This window comes from Pseudomonas sp. YuFO8, assembly GCF_035065025.1.
Lineage (GTDB): Bacteria > Pseudomonadota > Gammaproteobacteria > Pseudomonadales > Pseudomonadaceae > Aquipseudomonas > Aquipseudomonas putida_AE.
Map to the genome: position 1 here is coordinate 1 of NZ_JAXDEQ010000029.1, position 21,846 is coordinate 21,846.

The following is a 21,846-nucleotide window of genomic DNA, read 5'->3' on the forward strand; positions in this document are numbered from 1 at the left end:
GGTCCTGATTGGTGCAGGTGAATTCGATGCGATAGGTGAAGGGCTGGCTGAGGTGTTCTTCGCCCTCGAAGGCCAGGACGTCGAAGACGGCGTCTAACCAGCGAATGGCAAATTTGTGGCGAGTGTGGTCGAAAAAGATGCGCGGTGGCGTGCTCATGGTCAGTCCTTCCTGGTCTGCGGGGAGAATTTGCAGGAAGGGTTTTGCGTTCACCCAGGTCCTGATGGATGAAAGCTTTGGTTAAGTTGAATAAGTTGGAAATGGGACGTTTCTGAGAAGGGTGTAGGGCTTTTCTGTATTGGAATACCGGGGTTAAAAGTATCGGACAACCCTGTAGGAGCGAGCTTGCTCGCGATGGTCGTTAACGAAAACTCTGTAAGCCTGACACCCCGCGGCCATCTCGGTTTTTTCGCGAGCGAGCTCGCTCCTACATGAGGGTGGCAGCTGTACGCAGGTGTGGAAGACCAGGCCAATCCACGGGCCCTTGCCTACGCAGCCTTGGGCAGTAACGGCGGGTTATCGCTACCAGTGGTAAACCGGTAAAGGCTCAATCATCCGGCATTTCCGGTGGCTTGGCCGGTTTTGCCGGTTTGCCGTTTTTTGCCGCCTTGGCGGTCCCTTTGGGCGGTGGGGTTTCGGCAACCGGAGGTGGCGTTGGCGCCGCAGCTTCCTTCTCGGCCGCCGGCAAGGCATCGACGGTGTCGAAGATTTTCTTCAGGTCGACCGACCTGGATTCATCCCCCGAGCTTTCGAGTTTCTTCTCGCCGTCCTTGCCCATCAGGATCACTTTGGGCAACGCGCCGGCCCCCAGTTTCAGCGCACGGATCAAGGCCATGGTGTCCTGTTGGCCGAGGTCCTTGCCGTCCAGTTGGCCGGACATGTTCAGCACGCTGTACACCCGGATGTTGCGCTCGGCGACACCCTGCTTGTTGGCCGGATCTTCCAGCGACTTTTTCAGGTTGACCCAGACCGGGTCGACGGTGCTCGAGGCAATCACGATCAGCGGCCGGGCCCTGCCCTTGTCGATATCCAGAGGTGAATCGCCGTCGGCGGCGAACAAGGGGCCGGCAATCGCCAGCAAGGTAGCCAGGGTCAGTGACCTGATGAGCATGCGCATCTCCTTTTGATATCCACGCTCTAATGATTGCGCATCGCGGCGTTCGTTCCGGTGACGCTTGGCAAATGTGTTTCACCTTGCTCCAAGCTTAGGTCAGGGCGGTCATTGCGCAACAGGCTGGGCTAATCTGAAAGCATGAAATAAACCTCATGAGGAGCCGTGCATGAGCGTTCGACTGAACCACACCATCGTCTGGTGCCGCGACAAACAACGGTCGGCCCATTTCCTCGTTGAACTGCTCGGCCTGGCGGCGCCGGAGCCCTTCGGGCCGATGCTGGTCGTCAGGCTCGACAACCAGGTGTCGCTGGACTTCTACGACAACGACCCGCCGATCGCCTCACAGCATTACGCGTTCCTGCTCGGCGACGACGAATTCGATCAGGCCTTCGCCCGCCTGCAAGCAACCGGGCAGCCATGGTGGGCCGATCCGGGCAAGCAGCGGCCGGGTGAGATCAATGACCATGGCGGCGGACGGCGGGTGTATTTCGATGACCCGGACGGGCATCTGCTGGAGATCTTCACCCGCGAATAGCGGGATACTCATCACTGCTGTCCGGCCAGGTCGTCAACACCTGAAAGCCATCTTCAGTGACCGCCACCATATGCTCCCACTGTGCCGAAAGGGAGTGATCCTTGGTGACCACGGTCCAGCCGTCGGCCAGGGTTTTGACGTGGCGCTTGCCCAGGTTCAACATGGGCTCGATGGTGAAAATCATGCCGGCTTTCAACTTCATTCCCTGGCCTGGGTAGCCGTAGTGAAGGATTTGCGGTTCATCGTGATAGATCTTGCCGATACCGTGACCGCAGTATTCGCGCACGACACTGAACCCGTCATCTTCCGCCACCTTCTGGATGGCATGCCCAATGTCACCCAGCGTAGCGCCGGGGCGGACCATGCGGATACCGGCGCACATGGCGTCATAGGTCGTCTTGACCAGGCGTCGTGCCTGCGGGCTGGGTTCGCCCACGAAGTACATGCGGCTGGTGTCGCCGTACCAACCGTCCTTGATCACGGCAATGTCGATGTTCAGGATGTCGCCATCCTTCAAGACCCGGTTCGAAGGGATGCCATGGCAGACCACTTCGTTGACGGAGGCGCATACGGTCTTGGGAAAGCCGTGGTAGCCGACATTGCCTGGAATGGCTTTCTGCACATTGACGATATGGTCGTGACAGAGCCTATCGAGTTCGTCGGTGGTGACCCCTGCTTGCACATGGGGCGTGATCATCGCCAGCACTTCGGCCGCCAGCGTGGCCGCCGCGCGCGACTGGGCTATTTCTGCCGGGGTATTGAGCTTGATATTGGCCTTCATTGCTTGCCCCTGGACGTTGCATGAACCGGCGAGGCTTGGGAAACATCCGCGATCGCACAGAGCTGTTTTACATCAAGGCCACCGGCCAGTTCGGCACGAATGAGCAGGCGGCAGATGTCGCTGTGATTCAATTCTGGATGTAGCTCGGCCAGCATCCCGATGCGCATCCAGTGTTCGGCTTGCGCATTGATCGAGCGACTCAGCGCATCGCTGGCGACGCGCAGGTTCTCATGCATGTCTTCTGAAATCTTGACGATACCCATCTACTTGCCCGATACGAAATATATATGAAACATATACTAATCGTTTCAGGTGCTGGAGCGCAATTTCTGGCACTGGGTTCAACCAGAAGAATACTCAACCCTGCATCAGGACGGCGCCTGGCGGAACCCGCTTGCGCAGCTTCTTGCAACTCCCGGGCGGGGGCTGTTGCCCCGGCGGGCGATCGGCGAACCAGATGCGGCATTGGCCTGGGGGCGGCCAATGGCCGCGGGGAATCGTTATCTCATCGGACGCGGGCTCTGGCTCCAGCGCAGCCACCTTGAATTGTCCTGCGCTCTGTGGCCCGGCAGTCGCCGCGGTCACTTGCGCTTCGCGCGCCTTCTGTACGGCAACCGGATTCTCCTGCGCCTTGGGCGGGATACCCGAAGCCTGGGCCTGCTGCGCCGCCTGGATCAACTGGAGATTGCGGTTGCGTAACGCCTCGTTGCCTGTAATCCGCATGTTCGAGCGCAACGCCAGGGTTTGCGCCTGCTGGTATTGCCCCTGCTGCAGGCGCAGCACGCCGAGGTAATGCAGGGTCGCGGGATTGTTCGGCTGGATATGCAGGGCACGCTCCAGCGTGGCGGCGGCCTGGTCCAGCTGGCCACTTTCATACTGGCGCGAGGCGGTTTCGATCAGGGCGGTTGAGGCACTATTGCTTTGCGCGGGCGTTTTTCGCTCGGCAGCCACCGGGCCAAACGACGCGACGGCGCAAAACGCCAGGAGGAAGCTGGGCAGGAAACGCTTGGTTGGCATCAGGGGGCAGACTCGGCTGATCTCGGAGGGCACCGCCATGAAAGCAGGCCACCAGCACTGCTCGGAATCTCCGATACAGGGCCCCTACTGACCTGGCCTGCACCCTGAAGTTCCCGTTGCCACGGCCACTTCAGCCCACGTTCGACCTCTGCCAGTCGAACCGACAGGACCTGCTCCCGCACACATCATTAAATTTTCATCTTCAGGAAAATCAACTATACCCAATTGGGCAATCAGTATTGATCCCGGCCCCAAGCACCCGTGCAGTCGCTGGTCCCCGGTCACTCAACGTCAGGACAGACCACGAGACTCTGGTTATGAATGGTTTGAAAGTCGCAGCAGGCGATACCGTTCTGGATTGCTTCCATACTTCCCGCCCGATTGTTGCCCTGGATCAAACCGACTTCACCGATGTTGCCGCCGCGGTACTGACCGTCGACGATGTCATGGGTGGCGCGCTCGATGCCATTCAACGAACAGGTTTCGACATCCCCCTATTCCTGGTGGTCCCTCGCGGCGGTGCCGGCAACCGTGCACTCGATGTCTACAAGCGCCTGCACGAGGTCATCCTGCTGGTCAACGGAGTGTTTGACCTCTCCAGCTACAACGCCGAGTACTACGGCAATCAGCTGGAAACAGCCGCCAAGGCCTATGAAGAAAACCTGTTGCCGCCCTTCTTCGACGTCCTCAAGCACTACACCGAAGCAGCCAATGCGACCTTCGCCTGCCCCGGCCACCAGGGCGGACAATTCTTTCGAAAGCACCCCGCCGGCCGCCAGTTCTTCGATTTCTTCGGCGAAACCCTGTTCCGCGCCGACATGTGCAACGCCGACGTCAAGCTCGGCGACCTACTGATCCACGAAGGCCCGGCCCTGCTGGCGCAAAAGCATGCCGCCACAGTGTTCAACGCGGACAAGACCTACTTCGTGCTCAACGGCACCTCGGCGTCGAACAAGGTGGTCACCAATGCGTTGCTGACGCCTGGCGACCTGGTGCTGTTCGACCGCAACAACCACAAGTCCAACCACCAGGGGGCATTGATCCAGGCCGGTGCCACGCCGTTGTACCTGGAAACCGCGCGCAACCCCTACGGCTTCATCGGCGGCATCGATGCCCATTGCTTTGAAGAAGACTACCTGCGCGAGCTGATCAAGGAAGTCGCCCCGGACAAGGCCCAGCTACCGCGACCGTTTCGCCTGGCGATCATCCAGTTGGGCACCTATGACGGCACCATCTACAACGCGCGCCAGGTGGTCGACCGCATCGGCAAGCTGTGCGATTACATCCTGTTCGACTCGGCGTGGGTGGGCTACGAGCAGTTCATCCCGATGATGAAGGATTGCTCGCCGATGCTGCTGGACCTTGGCGAAGACGACCCGGGCATCTTCGTCACGCAATCGGTGCACAAGCAACAGGCCGGCTTCTCCCAGGCCTCGCAGATCCACAAGAAGGACCGCCACATCAAGGGCCAGGCGCGCTACTGCAATCATGCGCGGTTGAACAACGCGTTCATGGCCCAGGCCTCCACCAGCCCGTTCTACCCGCTGTTCGCCTCGCTGGATGTGAATGCGCGCATCCACGCTGGCCGCAGTGGCTTGCGCCTGTGGGAAGACTGCGTGAAGTTCGGCATCAATGCACGCAAGCTGATCCTGGAAGCCTGCACGCTGGTGCGCCCCTTCGTGCCGGAAACCATCGACGGTCGCCCCTGGCAGGACCACCCCACCGACGCCATCGCCAGCGACCTGCGCTTTTTCGAGTTTCACCCCAAGGATCGCTGGCACGCCTTCCCCGGCTATGCCGACAAGCAATACTTCATCGACCCCTGCAAGCTGCTGTTCACCACCCCCGGGATCGACCCGATTGATGGCAGCTACACCGACTTCGGCATCCACGCCGGCATCCTGGCCAACTTCCTGCGCCAGAACGGCATCGTCCCGGAGAAGTGCGACCTCAACTCGATCCTGTTCCTGCTCACGCCCGCCGAAGACTGGGCGAAGATGAGCCATCTGGCCGCGCAACTGGCGCGCTTCGAGCAGTTCCTCAGCGATGACGCGCCCATGAGCCGGGTGCTGCCGGCCATCTACGCCAGGTTCGAGGACCGCTACCGCAACTACAGCATCCGCCAGCTCTGCCAGGAAATGCACGACCTCTACCGCAGCCATAACGTGCAGCAACTGCAGAAGGACATGTTCCGTAAGGAACACTTCCCGAAAAAGGCGATGAATCCGCAACAGGCGCAGATCGAATACATCCGCGGCAATGTCGAGCTCGTCGCGTTGGCCGATGCGGACGGTCGTATTGCGGCCGAAGGGGCACTGCCCTACCCGCCCGGTGTGCTGTGCGTGGTGCCGGGTGAAATCTGGGGTGGTGCGGTGCTCAAGTATTTCCTCGCGCTGGAAGACGGCATCAACGCCTTGCCCGGCTTCACGCCGGAACTGCAAGGCGTGTACCTGAAAGAACAAGGCGGCCGCATTCGCGCTTATGGATACGTGCTCAAGACCTGATCCTCGCCCCATTCAAAGAGCAGCGTTTCCTGCGACTTACAGCAAGGAGTGTGCGATGGCAGATTCAAGCAAGAAAATGGGCCTGATGGGGCTCACCACCCTGGTAACGGTCAACATGATGGGCTCAGGCATCATCATGCTCCCCACCAACATGGCCCAACTGGGTGCCGTCTCGCTGTTGTCGTGGATTTTCACGGCGATCGGCTCGATGGCCATTGCCTACTGCTTCGCCCAGTGCGGGGTGTTCTGCGCGCGTTCCGGCGGCTTGTCCGCCTACACCGAAGAAGCCCATGCGAAGTCGGGGTTCTTCCTATGCTCGTACCTGTACTTCCTGTCCCTGGCGATCGCCAACGTCGCCGTTGCCATCTCGGCAGTGGGCTACATGAGCGCCTTCCTGCCCTGGCTGAGCACGGGAGCCATCCCGCTGTTCGTCGGCACGGTCGGGCTGATCTGGATTACCATCATCGCCAACTTCGGTGGCCCGAGCATCACCGGCAAGATCGGCGCGATCACCGTGTGGGGCGTGATCATTCCGGTGGCGGGCCTGTGCATCATCGGCTGGTTCTGGTTCGATGCCAACGTGCTGGAAGCCGCCTGGAACCCCAACAACCTGGCGATCTCCGACGCCATCGGCAAGGCCATCCCCCTGACCCTGTGGGCCTTCCTCGGCATGGAATCGGCGGCCCAGGCCACCGATGCGGTGGAAAACCCCAAGCGCAACGTACCGCTGGCCTGCCTGTTCGGCACCCTCGGTGCAGCCACGGTCTATGTGCTGTCGACCACCGTCATCCAGGGCATCATTCCCAACGCCGAACTGGCCAACTCCTCGGCACCGTTCGCGCTGGTCTACGCCAAGATGTTCAGCCCGCTGGTGGGTAACATCGTCATGGCCCTGGCGGTCATGGCGTGCGTGGGCTCGCTGCTGGGCTGGCAGTTCACCCTGGCCCAGACCGCGAAGATGACCGCCGACCAGAACCTGTTTCTCAAGCTGTTCAGCAAGGTCAACGCCAGCGATGCCCCCGTGATCGGCATGATCGTCTGCGGCGTGCTGCAGACGCTGATGGCCGTGTCGACCATCTCGCCCGATGCCGCTGCACAGTTCAGCAAACTGGTGAGCCTGGCGGCCGTGACCAACCTGATCCCGTACATCACGGCGCTGACCGGTTTGCTGGTGATCATGCACAAGGCCCAGGTGGGCCCCGCGGTGTACTCGCGCAACGTGGTGGTGTTGCTGGTGGCGGTGGCCTACTCGTTATATGCGCTCTACGCCTGCGGCAAGGATGCGGTACTGGGCGGCACCCTGGTGCTCGCCTTTGGCTACCTGCTCTATGGCTTCCTCGCCAAGCGTTTCGTCGACGCGCCCACCGTCACCCAGGCCAGGACCGGCAATGTTTAGGCATGGCAATCAGGACTGCTCAGACTTGTACACGGGGAAACCGGACATGAACGTACCTTTTGCTGCAAAAACCACCCGCCTGCTGCTGGCCCTGGTGGTCACCGCCCTGCCGATGGTGGCGGGTGCCAACACCCTGGAGCGCATCCGCACCAGCAATGCCTTTACCCTGGGCTACGTGCCGGACCTGTCGCCCTTCAGCGTTCAGGATGGCGACAAAGCCAGCGGTTATGCCATCGACCTGTGCCTGAAGATCGCCGACAAGCTCAAGAGCGAACTCGACCTGCCCAACCTGCAGGTGCGCTACCAGCCCGTCACGTCTGCCGAAGAGACCAGCGCGGTGAAACTGGGCAAGGTCGACATCCTCTGCACGCCGACCCCGCCTACCCTCGAACGGCGCAAGTCCGTCAGCTACTCGATACCGGTGTACACCGCCGGCCTCTCGGTACTGGTGCGCAAGGATGCCACCGAACCGCTGCTCAACGCGCTCAACGGCAAGGAAGCCATCCCCGGCCCGACCTGGCGGGCGACGATCAACCGCGGCCTGGCCAACCAGACCTATGCCACCGTCGAGGGCGGTGTAGTCGAAGACTGGATACGCGAACAGATGCGCATGCTCGGCGTGATCGCTTCGCTGGTGACGGTGGCCAATACCGAAGAAGGTGCAGCGATGGTCGCCACGCGCAAGGCCGATGCGTTCTTCTCCGAGCGCATGCTCCTGAAAAACCAGGTGGCCAAAGGCGGCGCCAACAATGACCTGATGGTCCTGGACCGCATCTTCGAGTTCTCCCCGGTGGCCATGATCGTCGAACGCGGTGACGAAGACTTCCGGCTGCTGGTCGATATGGCACTGAGCGAGGCTTATCGCTCCGGCGCCATCGAGCAGGAGTACGACAAGTACCTGGGCGGGATCAACGAGACGATGAAGAAGCTGTTCCGGGTGTATGCATTGCCGTGAGGATTTCTCAGAACGCCAGTTTGTAGCCGATCAATACCAGCATGGTCGCCAGGCAAGGACGCAACACTTCATCGGAGATGCGCCCGGTCAGGTGGCTGCCCAGGTAAATCCCCGGCAACGAACCGACCAGCAGATAGCCGAGTACGTGCCAGTCCATGTTGCCCATGCTCGCATGGCCAAGGCCGGCGACCAGGGTCAGGGGCACGGCGTGGGCGATTTCGGTGCCGACCAGGCGGCGGGTCGGCAGCAACGGATAGAGGATGAACAACGCCACGGTGCCCAGGGCCCCCGCGCCGATCGAGGTCAAGGCGACCATGGCGCCCAGCACCAGGCCGGTGATCACGGTCAGGACATTGAGGCGCGCGCCGCTGGGGTTGTAGTTGCCGCCCGCGCGCTTGTGGGCGAAATCGAGCAGGCGTTTCTTGAACAGGATCGCCAACGCCGTGGCGAACAGGACAAAGCCCAACGCCTGCTTGATGATCGCGTTCATCGCGTCGGGTGCTTCGTTCAGACTGCTCAGGAACCACAACGTCAACGCCACCGCCGGCACGCTGCCGAGGGTCAGCCAACCGGTGATCGACCAGTCGATGTTGTTGTTCTTGCGGTGAACCAGGACGCCGCTGGATTTGGTGATGGCCGCGTACAGCAGATCGGTGCCGACTGCGGTTGCCGGGTTGATGCCGAACCATAGCAGGATGGGGGTCATCAACGACCCGCCACCGACGCCCGTCATGCCGACGATAAAGCCGACCACCAGCCCGGCCACGACCAACCCGAAATTCAATAGATCCATTGATACGTCCACAAACCGCAGGGAATAACTGGCCCGCAGCATAGCGACAATTCTTATAACCAGTTATATCGATGCGATCTATCTTTATACCCCGATGTCATCACAACCTGTAGGAGCTGCCGAAGGCTGCGATCTTTTGATCTGGTTTTTGAAGATCAAAAGATCGCAGCCTTCGGCAGCTCCTACAAAGGGGTGGGTCATTGCACCGGCAGGAAATTCAGGAACAGCAGGCTCTGGGCATAATTCAGGCCGATCCGCCGGTAGCGTTCGTCGAGCATCTGGGTCACCAGGTCCAGGCGCGCGACGATCTTGCCGAACTCCACGGCGAAACTCAGGTTGCTGCCCTCCTCCGAGATTTCGTTGGAGAACAGCATGGGCTGGCCGTCCTTGTTCTGCCGCTGGCTGAGGATCCAGGTGGCGATCTCGATGTTGCGCGCGGCATTGCTGACGAACGTCGGGTTGATCGCGTCCGTCATGTAGAACTCCAGGCGATTGCCGTGGGCGGTGACCAGCATGCTGCCGATGGCATAGATGAACGCACCGACCCGATCGCCGAGAAACTCAGGGCTCATGGCAAACCGCAGCGCCGCCAGATCCTTCTTGTTCCCCAGCGTGGGCAAGGGCTGCTGCTGCTCAATGGCCATGCGCACCTGCTTGCCGGCGGTACGGGCATCGAGGAAGCCGGATTTCTTCAATTCCTCGGGGTTGCGCAGGTACAGCTTGCCCATCAGCAGGTAAAGGCTGTCGAGGTTGTCGCGCATGGCCAGCGTGGCCATGCGGTCGACGCTGGTTTGCAGGAACTCCTGGGGTTTGCCTTCGCGTATCTGGGTGAACAGGTCGTTGCCGGGTTGGTGGCTGCAACCGCTGGCCAGCAACAGCGACAGACCGGCCAGTAGCAGGCGATGGCGACGGATTGAGCGGATGATGTGGGGTGAAACTTCGGCCATGGGCATTGAACTTGGACATGGGCCGGCGGTGGGGATCGCCGTCGGCTGGCAATGGATAGAGCCGATAGATGGGGAAAAGTGCGGTGGCGAGGGTTGGCAATCGATCACCGGCAGGTTTGGGAGCAGAACCGGAACGAAGCCGCTTACCTTGTAGGAGCTGGCTCGCCAGCGATGGTCGTCAACGATAACGCGTGATGTCAGGTTCATCGCGGCGCTCTGGCGTTAATCGCTGGCAAGCCAGCTCCTGCAGGGGATCGGGTACATCCGCGTGCAGTTGGCCGTCGGGATGGAACCCTTGGGTCTATCCTGATGCCAACCGAAATATCACTAAAAGGAGCAAGCATGCGCACCCAGCAATTGGCCGGCACCCAAGTGCCCGTGATTGGCCAGGGCACCTGGCAAATGGGCGAAGACCCCGCCCGCCATAAAGAGGAAGTCGCCGCCCTGCGCCTGGGCATCGACCTGGGCATGACCCTGATCGACACCGCAGAAATGTACGCCGAAGGCGGCGCCGAGATCGTGGTGGGTGATGCCATCGCCGGCCAGCGCGACCGGGTCTTTCTCGTCAGCAAGGTCTACCCGCACAACGCCAGCCGCCAGGGCATTCCCCAGGCGTGCGAGCGCAGCCTGCGGCGGCTGAAGACCGAGACTATCGATCTGTACCTGTTGCATTGGCGGGGCCAGTATCCCCTGGAAGAAACGGTCGAGGCCTTCGAACGCCTGCGTGAAGCCGGCAAGATTGGCCGTTGGGGCGTGTCCAACCTTGATCTCGACGACATGCTGGAACTCCCGGCAAAGGAGGCCTGCGCCACCAATCAGGTACTCTACAACCTGGAGGAGCGCGGCATAGAATTCGATCTCTTGCCCTGGTGCAAGGCACACGGGATGCCGGTCATGGCCTATTGTCCAATCGGCCAGGCAGGGAACATGCTGGCCAATGCTACGCTCAAACAAGTAGCTGCCCGCCACGACGCCACGCCTGCCCAAGTCTCGCTGGCATGGCTGCTGCGCCAGGACGGCGTGATCGCCATCCCCAAGGCTGTCCGCCCGGACCACGTGCAACTCAATGCGCAAGCGGTACGGTTGAAGCTGGAGGCTGGGGATCTGGAGGCGCTGGACCAAGCGTTTCACGCGCCCAAACGCAAGCAGCGGTTGGCCATGGTCTAAGCCATCGCGGTGACAGAGGGCTTCGATATGAGAAGCACCGATCAACCGGACGTCTTTAACCTGCAACGCTTTATCCAGGCGCAGAACCCGGTGTTCGACCGGGTTCAAGCCGAACTGGAGGCCGGCCACAAGCGCAGTCACTGGATGTGGTTCATTTTCCCGCAATTTGCCGGGCTGGGTGACAGCGACATGTCGCGCCGCTTCGCGATCCGCTCCCGGCAGGAAGCACAGGCCTATCTCGACCACCCGCTGCTGGGTGCCCGGCTAAGGACTTGTACCCAGCAAGTGCTGGACATCCCGCAGCGCTCGGTGGCAGCGATTTTCGGCCATCCCGACGACCTGAAGTTTCGCTCCTCGATGACCTTGTTTGCCCAGATAGCGGCCGCCGACAGCCTCTTTCATCAAGCCTTGAACCAGTATTTCCACGGCATCCTGGATGACTGGACGCTGTCGCTGATGGACTCAAAACAAGCCCAGTTGCCCCCCCACCAGGGTTGAGAAATCGTCGTCGACAAAGGGCAGGATCGCGTCCGCCACCGGTTGCAGCTGCCGGCTGATGTAGTGGTCGTAATCGATGGGCGCACTGCGGATTTCCAGCGGCTCGGGGCCGGCGACGGTGATCACGTAGCTGATCCAGCCGCCATTCTGGTACTGCCGCGGGCGGCCCTGGCGATCGTTGTAATCATCGGCGATGCGCGCCGCCCGTACATGAGGCGGGACGTTGCGCTGGTAGTCGTCAAGCGTGCGGCGCAGGCGCTTGCGGTAGATCAAACGCTCGTCGAACTCACCGGCCAGGGTCTTGCGCACGTACTCGCGCACATAGTCCTGATAGGGCTTGCGGTGGAAGATCAGCGAATACAGCTCCTGCTGAAATTGCCGGGCCAGCAGCGACCAGTCGGTGCGCACGGTTTCCAGGCCCTTGTAGACCATCTCGTCACTGCCATCGGCGCGCGTGACCAACCCCGCGTAACGCTTCTTGCTGCCCTCCTCCGCACCGCGAATGGTCGGCATGAGGAAGCGTTTGTAGTGGGTTTCGAACTGCAGCTCCAGCACGCTCTCCAGGCCGTACTCGCGGCGTACATGCTCGCGCCACCACTGGTTGACGTGATCGACCAGCGCGCGGCCGATCTGCGCGGCTTCCTGCTGGCCGTGGGCGCGCCGCAGCCAGACGAAGGTCGAGTCGGTGTCGCCGTAGATCACCGTGTGGCCCTGGGCCTCAATCAGCTCACGGGTGCGCAGCATGATCTCGTGGCCACGCAAGGTGATCGATGACGCCAGGCGCGTGTCGAAGAAGCGGCAGCCACTGGAGCCCAGCACGCCATAGAACGCGTTCATGATGATCTTCAGCGCCTGGGACAGCGGCGCGTTGTGCTCTCGCTTGGCGGTTTCCCGGCCTTCGGCGACCCGGGCGACGATGGCCGGCAGGCAATGCCGGGTGCGGGAGAACCGTGCGCCGCGAAAACCCGGTACCGATTCCTGGTCATCGGGGTGCTGTAGCCCTTCGATCAGGCCTACCGGGTCGATGAGGAAGGTGCGGATGATCGACGGATAGAGGCTTTTGTAGTCGAAAACCAGTACCGACTCGTACAGCCCCGGCTGCGAGTCCATGACAAAACCCCCGGGGCTGGCTTGCGCCGGCTTGCTGCCAAGGTTGGGCGCCACGAAGCCCTGGCGATGCATCAGCGGCATGTACAGGTGGGTGAACGCAGCCACTGAGCCGCCCATGCGATCGGCCGGCAACCCGGTGACACTGGCCCGCTCCAGGAGGAACTTGAGCAGTTCGGTCTTGGCGAAGATCCGCGTGACCAGCTCGCAGTCCTTGAGGTTGTACTTGGCCAGCGCCGGCTTGTCCTCGGCGAACATGCGGTTGATTTCATCCATACGCTGGTACGGGTTATCGATCGCCTTGCCTTCGCCCAGCAGGGTTTGCGCGACGTTTTCCAGGCTGAAAGAGGGGAAACTCCAGGTCGCCGAGCGCAAGGACTCGATGCCGTCGATGATCAGCCGGCCGGCGGCGGAGGCAAAGTAATGGTTGCCGCTGCCGTGTTCGCGCCATTGCATTTCCTCGCCGGCACGCCCCAGTTTCAGCGGCACGCCCAGGCGCCGGGCGTGCTCGTGCAACACTCGCAGGTCGAACTGCACGACGTTCCAGCCGATGATGGCGTCGGGGTCGTGGCGGGCGAACCATTCATTGAGCTTTTTCAGCAGCAGGGTTCGCGACTCGCAGTACTCAAGTTGGAAATCCACTGCGCTGTGGTCGCCGTTGGGCGGGCCGAGCATGTAGACCTGACGCTCGCCGCAGCCTTCCAGGGCGATGGAATACAACTCGGCCTGGGCGGTGGTCTCGATGTCCAGGGACACCAGTTTCAGGCTGGGCCGATAGTCGGGGTCGGGTTTCATCTGTGCATCGAGCAGCAGGCCATCGGCATCCGGTGTACCGCCAAAACGTACCGGTGCGGTAATGAACCGTTCCATCATGTAGCGCTCCGGCGGGCGCACATCGGCCTCGTACACTTCGACGCCTGCCCGGCGCAGCGCGGTTTCCAGGCGCATCAGTTGCCCGTGCTGCTGGCAATACAGGCCGAGCACCGGGCGATGTTCGAAATCCAGCAGGGCCAGGGGCTTGAGCTCGACGTTCTTTTCGTCGCGCAACAGCGCCTCGGCCTGCTCGCGCTGCTCGGCCGGGATGAACGCCACCGACGGCTGATGAGGCAGGCGGATGCGCCGGGGGCCGCTGTCGGTCGCCAGCCAGAACTCGACTTCGGTGCCCGCCGGTGTGTCGCGCCAATGCCGGGTCAGGACGAAGCCCTGGGGTAAATCCACCACTGCAAACCTCAACGTTGATTCAGAGGGTGATTCTACGCGTTAGCCTGGAAAAGATCGCAGCCTTCGGCAGCTGCTACAGAAGAACGCATTTCCCCTGTAGGAGCTGCCGAAGGCTGCGATCTTTTTGGTTTAACAGAAAAAAACCGCCGGATGACGTTTTTTGCATGCTATCTGCCGCATTCGCCCTTGCCCTCAACGCCTGGGTCTACGATCCTTCAAGGACAACGACAACACCCGGGAAACCGCCATGAAAACCGTCGCGCAACTGCTCAAGATGAAAGATCAGAAGAACCAGGAAGTGCACCAGATCAAACCGGATCACATGGTGCTCGAAGCGCTGATGAAGATGGCTGAAAAAAACGTCGGTGCCTTGCTGGTGGTGGAGAATGACGAGGTGCTGGGCATCATCAGTGAACGCGACTACGCGCGCAAACTGGTGCTGCATGGCCGCTCGTCCGTGGGTACGCCGGTACGCGACATCATGGTATCGCCCGTCATTACCGTGGACACCCATCAAACCGTCGACACCTGCCTGGGCATCATGTCCGACAGACGCCTGCGCCACCTGCCGGTGGTGGAAAACGGCAAGTTGATCGGCCTGCTGTCGATCGGCGACCTCGTCAAGGAAGCCATCGCCGAACAGGCCGAGCTGATTCGCCAGCTGGAGCAATACATCCGCGGCGAATGATGAGTCCTCTGTACCTGTAGGAGCGAGCTTGCTCGCGATGGTGGATCAGCTGCACAGGTGTCGACTGACACACCATCGCGAGCAAGCTCGCTCCCACAGGGGGAGGAGTTGATGAGTTTACGAAGGCCAATGCCGGGCAAACACCGGCGCCAATGTCGGGTGCCGGTCAATCCGTTCCAGCCAGGCGGAAAAACCCGGCCGGGTATGGCGCAAATGCTCGCGGCTGCCCGCCCACCGCGTGACCACCGCCGCCAGCACATCCAGGGCTCCCGGTGTCTCGTCACCCAAATACAACTCCGCGGAAAACTGGTCGGCAAACACTTCCCAACTCCAGTGCAGACGCTGCCGGGCACCGGCCATGAGGTTTTGCCGCGACGCTTCATCCGCCCCGGCCAGCCAGCGTTCGGGGTAATCGATGATGCCGATGGCCGCATAACAATTGGTGACGATGAACGCCAGGCCACGAATGGCCTGGTCACGGTCGGCAGGGTCGGCCGGCAACAGGTTCGACTGGGGAAACGTCAGCCCGAGATGAATCAGGATCGCCGCGCTCTCGGTGAGGATGCCGCCGTCGGGCAGCTGCAGCGTCGGAATCTGCTTGAGCGGATTAAGCTTCTCCAGTGCCTGGGCGGCCTCCGGGGAGGTCTCGACATCGATGAAGCGATAGGCGATCTCGCACAGCTCCAGTGCGGCCTCGATCGCCGCCGCGCCAGAGTTCTGATGTCCGTAGAGTTGATACATGCACGCCTCCTGATTGACCGAGATCAGCACCCGCTATGCAGTGTAGAAGGCGCCATCGACCACGCCTCGACCGTCCGACGACTGTAACATCACGGCCATCAAGGGAATTGCAGCGCCGCGTTCAACGCGCCATGCAGCGCTGGTAACGCTCGTCGACCCGTTTGGCGAACCAGGCGGTGGTGAGCTTGCGGGTGATTTTCGGGCTTTGCAGCACGATCCCCGGCAGTACCGCCCGCGGCAGGGCACGACCTTCGGCCTGTTCGGCCAGGGCGAAGACCCGCTGATAGAGTTCGCTGTCCTCGAACGCCAGGGTGTTGCCCTCCTCCAATTGATCCCTGATCGTCGGGTTGCGCATGCCCAGCTGCTTGCCCAGGGTGCGCACCGCCAGTTCGGTGCTGCCGGGCATGATCGAATCGTAGCGGACCAGGTCGCCGTCCAGCGCCAGTGGAATGCCCGAGGCCCGGCTCACGGCGTTCTGGAAGGCGGCATTGCGACTGGCGTACCAACCGGCGTTGAAATCGGCGAAGCGGTACAAGGGTTGCTTGTAGCTCACCGGATAACCGAGCAAATGCGCGATGCCGAAGTACATGCCGCCGCGCCGGGTAAAGACTTCGCGTCGTATCGAGCCCTCCACCGGATACGGATAGCCTTTGGCCTGCTGTTCGGCAAAGTCGATGCTGACCTGCATCGGCCCGCCGGTGTGCACCGGGTTGAAGCCGGCGAACAGGGTCTTGCCCATGGGCACCATGCCGATGAAGTCATCGAAAATCGCGCTCAGTTCCCGTTCGCTGCGTGCCGCATTCAGCCGGTCGCTGTAGGTCTTGCCGTTGGGCGAACTCACCCGCAGCGCACCGCTGACCAACAGTTCGGGGATATGCGCCTTGGATGCCCGGAGATCGATCTCGTCCCGGGCGATCTTGCCCAGCCCCGGCACGCGGGGATCAACCTGGAAGGTCGATTCCTGCTCGGTGACCGCCAGCACGGCACAAATGTTTTGCGTGGTCGGTGCAATGTCCTGCGCGGCAAACGCGGCATAGATGTCCGTGGCCCACCCCTGGCGATCGACGGTCTTGGCCGGCAGCAGGCGCACGATCTGCGCCTTGACCTCGGCGGGCTTGCGCGCCAGCGGTTCCTGGGTGCGCTGGCTGCTGCAGCCGGCCAGCACCAGCAACGCGGTGATGCTCATGATCAATCGATGGGCTTGCATGTTGCTCCAGAGCGTTCGTTTAACCGGTTAACCATACGACCAATGGCATGGCCCAGGCTATGACCGTGGCGTGAGCCCGGCTGTTCCTCTGGTGCCCATGAAACGTTACCTACACACCGTCATACAAATTGATTGCAGGATATGACTGAGAACTCCTATCATTCGCGCCAGGAGTCGCATTTGCGCAAGGAGTTCCGCGCCGTCATAACTTTTTTATCAGCGGCGGCGCCGCCCAGGAACCCATTCCATCATGACTCCAGCCCGAACCGGCATACCCTACCGTCCTACGCTACTGGCCTTGTTTTGCTCATTGTCGGTCACGGCCCACGCCGCGACACCCGCGTCAACCAACTCTTCAGCGCTGGTGCTGGACGACGTTAACGTCAATGCCCAGGCGCCCTCTTCGTCCGACCTGCCTCCGGTATACGCTGGCGGCCAGGTCGCGCGCGGTGGGCAACTGGGGGTGCTGGGCAACCAGGACATCATGGACGTGCCCTTCAGCGTCACCGCCTACACCGAAGAACTGATCCGCGACCAGCAAGCCGAAACCGTGGGCGATGTGCTGCTTAACGACTCGTCGGTGCGCCAGGCCTCCGGGTTTTCCAACCAGGCCCAGACCTTCATGATCCGCGGGCTGCCACTGAACGGCGACGACATCTCCTTCAACGGCCTGTACGGCATTTTGCCGCGGCAGATCATTTCCACCGATGCCCTGGAGCGCGTAGAAGTGTTCAAGGGCCCGAACGCCTTCATCAATGGCGTGACTCCGTCCGGCTCGGGCATCGGCGGCGGCGTCAACCTGCAACCCAAGCGCGCCGCTGACGTGCCTTTGCGGCGCTTCACCACCGACATCAGCGATGAAGGGCGTATCGGCGAACACCTGGACGTCGGCCAGCGCTTCGGCGAGGACAACCGCTTCGGCGCACGGATCAACCTGTCCCAGCGTGAAGGCGATACCGCCATCGACGATGAAAACCAGCGCTCCAAGCTGTTCGCCATAGGCCTCGACTACCGCGGCGATGCCCTGCGCCTGTCCGGCGATTTCATTTATTCCAAGGAGCGCATCAACGGCGGCCGCAGCTCGGTCAACCTCGGCAATACCACTCACATCCCGGATGCGCCATCGGCCGACACCAATTATGCGCAGAAGTGGGGCTTCAGCCAGATCGAAGATACCTTCGGCATGCTGCGCGCCGAGTACGACCTCAATGAAAGCTGGACCGCCTACGCCGCCGCTGGCGCCAAGCACACCCGCGAAGTCGGCAAGTACGACGGCACGACCCTGGTCGGCAACGATGGCAGTTCCGTGACCACAGGCTCGTTCATTCCCCATGACGAGGACAACAGCAGCGCCATGGCCGGCCTCAACGGCAAGTTCGCCACCGGCCCGGTCAGCCACCGGCTCAATTTCGGCCTGGCCGGGATCTGGACCCAGCAGCGCAATGCCTTTGATTTCGACCTGACCCGCTACCCCAACAACATCTACCACCCGGTCGACGTGCCGGCGCCCCAGGGCGGTTTCTCCGGCGGCGACCTGCACGATCCGGGCATCACCGGCAAAACCTTCGTGCGCAGCGGCGCGGTGTCCGACACCCTGGGCTTTTTCGATGATCGCCTGCTGGTGACCGTCGGTGTGCGTCGCCAGCAACTGGTGGTCCAGGGTTATGCCTATGGCACGGGAACCCGCACCTCCAACTATGACGAATCGATCACCACCCCGGTGTACGGCATCGTGTTCAAGCCGTGGGAACACGTGTCGTTCTACGCCAACCGTATCGAAGGCCTGGCAGAAGGCCCGACAGCCCCCAACACTGCCGGCTCGCGGGTGGTGGTCAACGGCGGTGAAGTCTTTGCCCCGGCCCGCTCCAAACAGCTCGAAGCCGGTGTGAAGGTCGACATGGGCACCTACGGCGCGACCTTCGGCGTCTATCGCATCGAACAACCGGCCGACGGCTACACCGAAGTCATCGACGCCGGCACCGCGCGTTTCGTGCACAAGGGCGAGCAGGTCAACAAAGGCGTGGAACTCAACGTCTTCGGCGAACCCCTCGACGGCCTGCGCCTGCTCAGCGGAGTGACCGTGATGGACACCGAACTGAAGAAAACCCAGGGTGGCCTCAACGACGGTAACCGGGCCATTGGCGTGCCGACCTTCCAGTTCAACGCCAGCGTCGATTGGGACGTCCCCGGCCTGCAAGGCGTCGCGTTGAACGGTCGGATGTTGCGCACCGGCGGTCAATACGCCGACGCGGCGAACAACCTCAGCCTGCCGACCTGGAACCGCTTCGATGCCGGAGCCCGCTACGCCTTCAAGGTGCAGGAAAAGGACGTAACCTTGCGCTTTGGCGTGGAAAACGTGGCCAACAAGAAGTACTGGGAATCGGCCCAGGGCGGCTTCCTGACCCAAGGCGAACCACGGGTGGCCAAGCTGTCGGGGACTATCGACTTCTGATTATGTGGGAGCGAGCTTGCTCGCGATGGTCGTGAACGATAACGCGCGCTTTCCGGGCAGCGCGGCGCACCTGAGATCATCGCGAGCAAGCTCGCTCCCACAGGTATTTTTCCATTCAGCGGTCAGCCTGGCCGCTGCGCAAGGCTGGACCATACTTGCTGCACACGGCAATGAGGACTGGTTTATGCAGCGTAGCGATGTGTTGATCATCGGGGCCGGCCCGACCGGGCTGGTCCTGGCGCTATGGCTGAGCAAACTGGGGGTGCGCGTGCGGATCGTCGACAAGACCTCTGCACCGGGCACCACCTCGCGGGCGCTGGCGGTGCAGGCGCGCACACTGGAGCTGTATCGCCAGCTGGACCTGGCCGACGCCATCGTGCACAAGGGTCATCGGGTAGCCGCCGCCAATTTCTGGGTCAAAGGCCAGCCCGTGGCGCGCCTGCCGTTGAGCCGCGTCGGCGAGGGCCTGACGCCCTACTCCTTCCTCGAAATCTTCCCCCAGGACGAACACGAACGGCTATTGATCGAGCGCCTGCAATCCTTCGGCATCACGGTGGAACGCAACACTGAACTCGAAGGTTTCGAGCAAACCGATGACGGCATCAGCGCCACGCTGCGCCTGCCCGACGGTCAGCAGGAAACCTGTCAGGCCTGCTACCTGGCCGGTTGCGACGGCGCCCGTTCGATCGTGCGCAAGACCCTCGACACCGGTTTTCCCGGCGGTACCTACCAGCAGGTGTTCTACGTCGCCGACGTCCAGGCCAGCGGCCCGGCCTTCAATGGCGAATTGCATGTGGACCTGGATGAAGCGGATTTCCTTGCAGTATTCCCGCTGGCTGGCAGCGGTCGAGCGCGCTTGATCGGCACCGTGCGCGACGAACGCGCCGAACAGGCGCACACCCTGCAATTCGAAGACGTGAGCAGTCGCGCCATCGAACATATGCAGGTCAAGATTGAGCAACTGAACTGGTTCTCGACCTACCGCGTGCATCATCGGGTGGCCGATCACTTTCGCAGCGCCCGCGCCTTCCTGTTGGGCGATGCTGCCCATGTGCACAGCCCCGCCGGGGGCCAGGGCATGAACACCGGGATTGGCGATGCCATCAACCTGGCCTGGAAACTCGCGGCGGTCCTGAGCGGCGGTGCCGAGGCAAAACTGCTCGATACCTACGAAACCGAGCGCATCGCCTTCGCCCGCAGACTGGTGGCCACCTCTGACCGGGTGTTTACTTTCGTCACCGCCGAAGGGCCTATCGCCGACTTGCTGCGCACACGGCTGGCACCCTTCCTGATTCCGAAAATGGCCTCGTTCGAAACCACCCGCGAGTTCCTGTTTCGCACGGTGTCGCAGATCACCCTGAACTATCGCGGCATGCCCTTGAGCACGGGGGTCGCCGGGCACGTGCATGGCGGCGATCGCCTGCCGTGGGCCCATGACGGTGAAGGGGACAATTTTGGGCCGCTCAAATGCCCGACCTGGCAGGTGCACGTGTATGGCGACACCAGCGACGAGATGATCGCCTGGTGCCACGAGCACCATCTGCCGCTGCATGTATTCTACTGGCGCCCGGCATTCGAAGCGGCGGGCCTTGGGCGTAACGGCTTTTACCTGTTACGCCCGGACACCTATGTGGCGATCGCCGAAACCTGCTCGGACCCCAAGGTCATCGAACGGTATTTCCGCGATCACGGCATCCGCCCGTATTTTGGCGCGCCCTGACCGGTTTTTTTCAGATTCCGGCCAGTGCCAGGTCCATCGCAAAGTAGGTGAAAATCAGGTCGGCCCCTGCGCGCTTGATCGCGCCGAGGCTTTCGCGCACCACACGATCCTCGTCGATGGCCCCGGCCTGGGCGGCGAACTTGATCATCGCGTACTCGCCGCTCACCTGATACGCCGACAATGGCAGGCGCGAGGCTTCGCGAATGTCGCGGATGATGTCCAGGTACGCACCGGCCGGCTTGACCATCAGCGCGTCGGCGCCTTCCTGCTCGTCCAGCAGCGACTCACGCACCGCCTCACGGCGATTCATCGGGTTCATCTGGTAGCTTTTGCGGTCGCCCTTGAGCGCGCTGCCCCCGGCTTCGCGGAACGGACCATAAAGCGCCGAGGCGAACTTGGTCGAATAGGCCATGATCGGCGTCTGGGTGAACCCGGCGGCATCCAGTGCCCGGCGAATGGCCTGGACCTGCCCGTCCATGGCCGCGGACGGGGCAATCACGTCAGCGCCGGCACGGGCGGCGGCCACCGCCTGTTTGCCGAGGTTGAGCAGGGTCTGGTCGTTATCGACCTCGTGATTGTGCATCACGCCGCAATGCCCGTGGTCGGTGTACTCACAGAAACAGGTGTCGGACATGACGATCATTTCCGGCACCGCATCCTTGGCGATGCGCGACATGCGCGACACCAGGCCGTTGTCGTGCCAGGTGTCGCTGCCGTCGCTGTCCAGGTGGTGGGACACACCAAAGGTCATCACCGACTTGATCCCGGCCCGGGCATAACGCTCGATCTCGCCAGCCAGCTTCGACTCGGGAATGCGCATCACCCCCGGCATGCTCTTGATCGGCACGAAGTCGTCGATTTCTTCTTCAACGAAAATCGGCAGCACCAGATCGTTCAGGCTGAATTCGGTTTCCTGGAACAGACTGCGCAGGCTCGCATTGCGGCGCAGACGGCGGGGACGTGCTTCGGGGAACTGACTGGACATGGGTATTCCTGAAAACTGTA

General features: G+C 61.9%; 19 protein-coding genes. 9 read left to right on the plus strand and 10 right to left on the minus strand.

The features are described from left to right. Positions 1–545: 545 nt before the first annotated feature. A complete protein-coding gene (locus SOP95_RS22355) occupies positions 546–1,109 on the minus strand; it encodes a DUF4174 domain-containing protein (protein WP_323608343.1) in 564 nt (187 codons plus the stop codon). Between the two features lie 169 nt (positions 1,110–1,278). Between SOP95_RS22355 and SOP95_RS22360 the strand changes: the two genes are divergently transcribed. After that, positions 1,279–1,647, plus strand: coding sequence for a VOC family protein (locus SOP95_RS22360; RefSeq protein ID WP_323608345.1), 369 nt, complete (start codon positions 1,279–1,281; stop codon positions 1,645–1,647). On the opposite strand, the gene map is transcribed toward SOP95_RS22360, so the two are convergent. The 3 genes from map to SOP95_RS22375 all read right to left on the minus strand — a co-directional run bounded on the left by map (position 1,634) and on the right by SOP95_RS22375 (position 3,445). Continuing rightward, entirely contained in the window at positions 1,634–2,428 is a 795-nt protein-coding gene (gene map / locus SOP95_RS22365; RefSeq protein ID WP_323608346.1) for a type I methionyl aminopeptidase, read from the minus strand. The genes SOP95_RS22360 and map overlap by 14 nt on opposite strands. Beyond that, positions 2,425–2,691, minus strand: coding sequence for a ParD-like family protein (locus tag SOP95_RS22370; RefSeq protein WP_323608347.1), 267 nt, complete (start codon positions 2,689–2,691; stop codon positions 2,425–2,427). Before SOP95_RS22370 ends, map begins: the two co-directional genes overlap by 4 nt. Before the next feature lie 94 nt (positions 2,692–2,785). Continuing rightward, the gene (locus SOP95_RS22375; RefSeq protein ID WP_323608393.1) at positions 2,786–3,445 is read right to left on the minus strand and encodes a tetratricopeptide repeat protein; all 660 of its coding nucleotides are present in this window, start codon (positions 3,443–3,445) and stop codon (positions 2,786–2,788) included. A gap of 317 nt (positions 3,446–3,762) precedes the next feature. Here SOP95_RS22375 and speF point away from each other — a divergent pair, with 317 nt between their 5' ends. Genes speF through SOP95_RS22390 form a run of 3 tightly spaced genes read left to right on the plus strand, consistent with a single transcriptional unit; the run spans position 3,763 to position 8,300 of the window. Beyond that, positions 3,763–5,949, plus strand: a complete 2,187-nt coding sequence (speF, locus tag SOP95_RS22380; protein ID WP_323608348.1) for an ornithine decarboxylase SpeF — start codon at positions 3,763–3,765, stop codon at positions 5,947–5,949. A 55-nt stretch (positions 5,950–6,004) separates the two neighbouring features. After that, on the plus strand, positions 6,005–7,345 hold the full coding sequence (gene potE, locus SOP95_RS22385; RefSeq protein ID WP_323608350.1) for a putrescine-ornithine antiporter: 1,341 nt from the start codon (positions 6,005–6,007) through the stop codon (positions 7,343–7,345). 46 nt (positions 7,346–7,391) lie between these two features. Continuing rightward, positions 7,392–8,300 carry an amino acid ABC transporter substrate-binding protein gene (locus SOP95_RS22390; RefSeq protein ID WP_323608351.1) on the plus strand — a complete coding sequence of 303 codons (909 nt, stop codon included), beginning with the start codon at positions 7,392–7,394 and terminating at the stop codon, positions 8,298–8,300. A 7-nt stretch (positions 8,301–8,307) separates the two neighbouring features. Here SOP95_RS22390 and SOP95_RS22395 read toward each other — a convergent pair whose 3' ends face one another. After that, positions 8,308–9,093, minus strand: coding sequence for a sulfite exporter TauE/SafE family protein (locus SOP95_RS22395; protein ID WP_274077031.1), 786 nt, complete (start codon positions 9,091–9,093; stop codon positions 8,308–8,310). A gap of 197 nt (positions 9,094–9,290) precedes the next feature. Beyond that, a complete protein-coding gene (locus SOP95_RS22400; protein ID WP_323608352.1) occupies positions 9,291–10,040 on the minus strand; it encodes a hypothetical protein in 750 nt (249 codons plus the stop codon). A 342-nt stretch (positions 10,041–10,382) separates the two neighbouring features. On the opposite strand from SOP95_RS22400, the gene SOP95_RS22405 reads away from it, so the two are divergent. Together SOP95_RS22405 and SOP95_RS22410 are read left to right on the plus strand one after the other, a co-directional pair. Further along, complete coding sequence (locus SOP95_RS22405; RefSeq protein WP_323608353.1) at positions 10,383–11,207, plus strand: aldo/keto reductase; 825 nt, start codon at positions 10,383–10,385, stop codon at positions 11,205–11,207. Positions 11,208–11,234: 27 nt separating this feature from the next. Beyond that, positions 11,235–11,705, plus strand: coding sequence for a DUF1810 domain-containing protein (locus SOP95_RS22410; protein WP_323608354.1), 471 nt, complete (start codon positions 11,235–11,237; stop codon positions 11,703–11,705). Here the strand turns inward: SOP95_RS22410 and SOP95_RS22415 are convergent. Then, positions 11,670–14,030, minus strand: a complete 2,361-nt coding sequence (locus tag SOP95_RS22415; RefSeq protein WP_323608355.1) for a DNA polymerase II — start codon at positions 14,028–14,030, stop codon at positions 11,670–11,672. The two genes, SOP95_RS22410 and SOP95_RS22415, sit on opposite strands and share 36 nt — an antisense overlap. Positions 14,031–14,280: 250 nt before the next feature. On the opposite strand from SOP95_RS22415, the gene SOP95_RS22420 reads away from it, so the two are divergent. Then, on the plus strand, positions 14,281–14,721 hold the full coding sequence (locus SOP95_RS22420) for a CBS domain-containing protein (RefSeq protein ID WP_180204955.1): 441 nt from the start codon (positions 14,281–14,283) through the stop codon (positions 14,719–14,721). A 117-nt stretch (positions 14,722–14,838) separates the two neighbouring features. Here SOP95_RS22420 and SOP95_RS22425 read toward each other — a convergent pair whose 3' ends face one another. Both SOP95_RS22425 and SOP95_RS22430 read right to left on the minus strand, forming a co-directional pair. Next, positions 14,839–15,462, minus strand: a complete 624-nt coding sequence (locus SOP95_RS22425) for a glutathione S-transferase N-terminal domain-containing protein (RefSeq protein WP_323608356.1) — start codon at positions 15,460–15,462, stop codon at positions 14,839–14,841. A 121-nt stretch (positions 15,463–15,583) separates the two neighbouring features. Beyond that, positions 15,584–16,669 (minus strand): DUF1615 domain-containing protein, encoded by a 1,086-nt coding sequence (locus SOP95_RS22430; protein ID WP_274077037.1) that lies wholly within the window; start codon positions 16,667–16,669, stop codon positions 15,584–15,586. 250 nt (positions 16,670–16,919) lie between these two features. On the opposite strand from SOP95_RS22430, the gene SOP95_RS22435 reads away from it, so the two are divergent. Both SOP95_RS22435 and SOP95_RS22440 read left to right on the plus strand, forming a co-directional pair. Beyond that, a complete protein-coding gene (locus SOP95_RS22435; RefSeq protein WP_323608357.1) occupies positions 16,920–19,121 on the plus strand; it encodes a TonB-dependent receptor in 2,202 nt (733 codons plus the stop codon). Between the two features lie 184 nt (positions 19,122–19,305). Beyond that, positions 19,306–20,841, plus strand: coding sequence for an FAD-dependent oxidoreductase (locus SOP95_RS22440; RefSeq protein WP_323608358.1), 1,536 nt, complete (start codon positions 19,306–19,308; stop codon positions 20,839–20,841). 10 nt (positions 20,842–20,851) lie between these two features. On the opposite strand, the gene hemB is transcribed toward SOP95_RS22440, so the two are convergent. Next, the gene (gene hemB / locus SOP95_RS22445) at positions 20,852–21,826 is read right to left on the minus strand and encodes a porphobilinogen synthase (protein WP_274077040.1); all 975 of its coding nucleotides are present in this window, start codon (positions 21,824–21,826) and stop codon (positions 20,852–20,854) included. Positions 21,827–21,846: the final 20 nt, after the last annotated feature.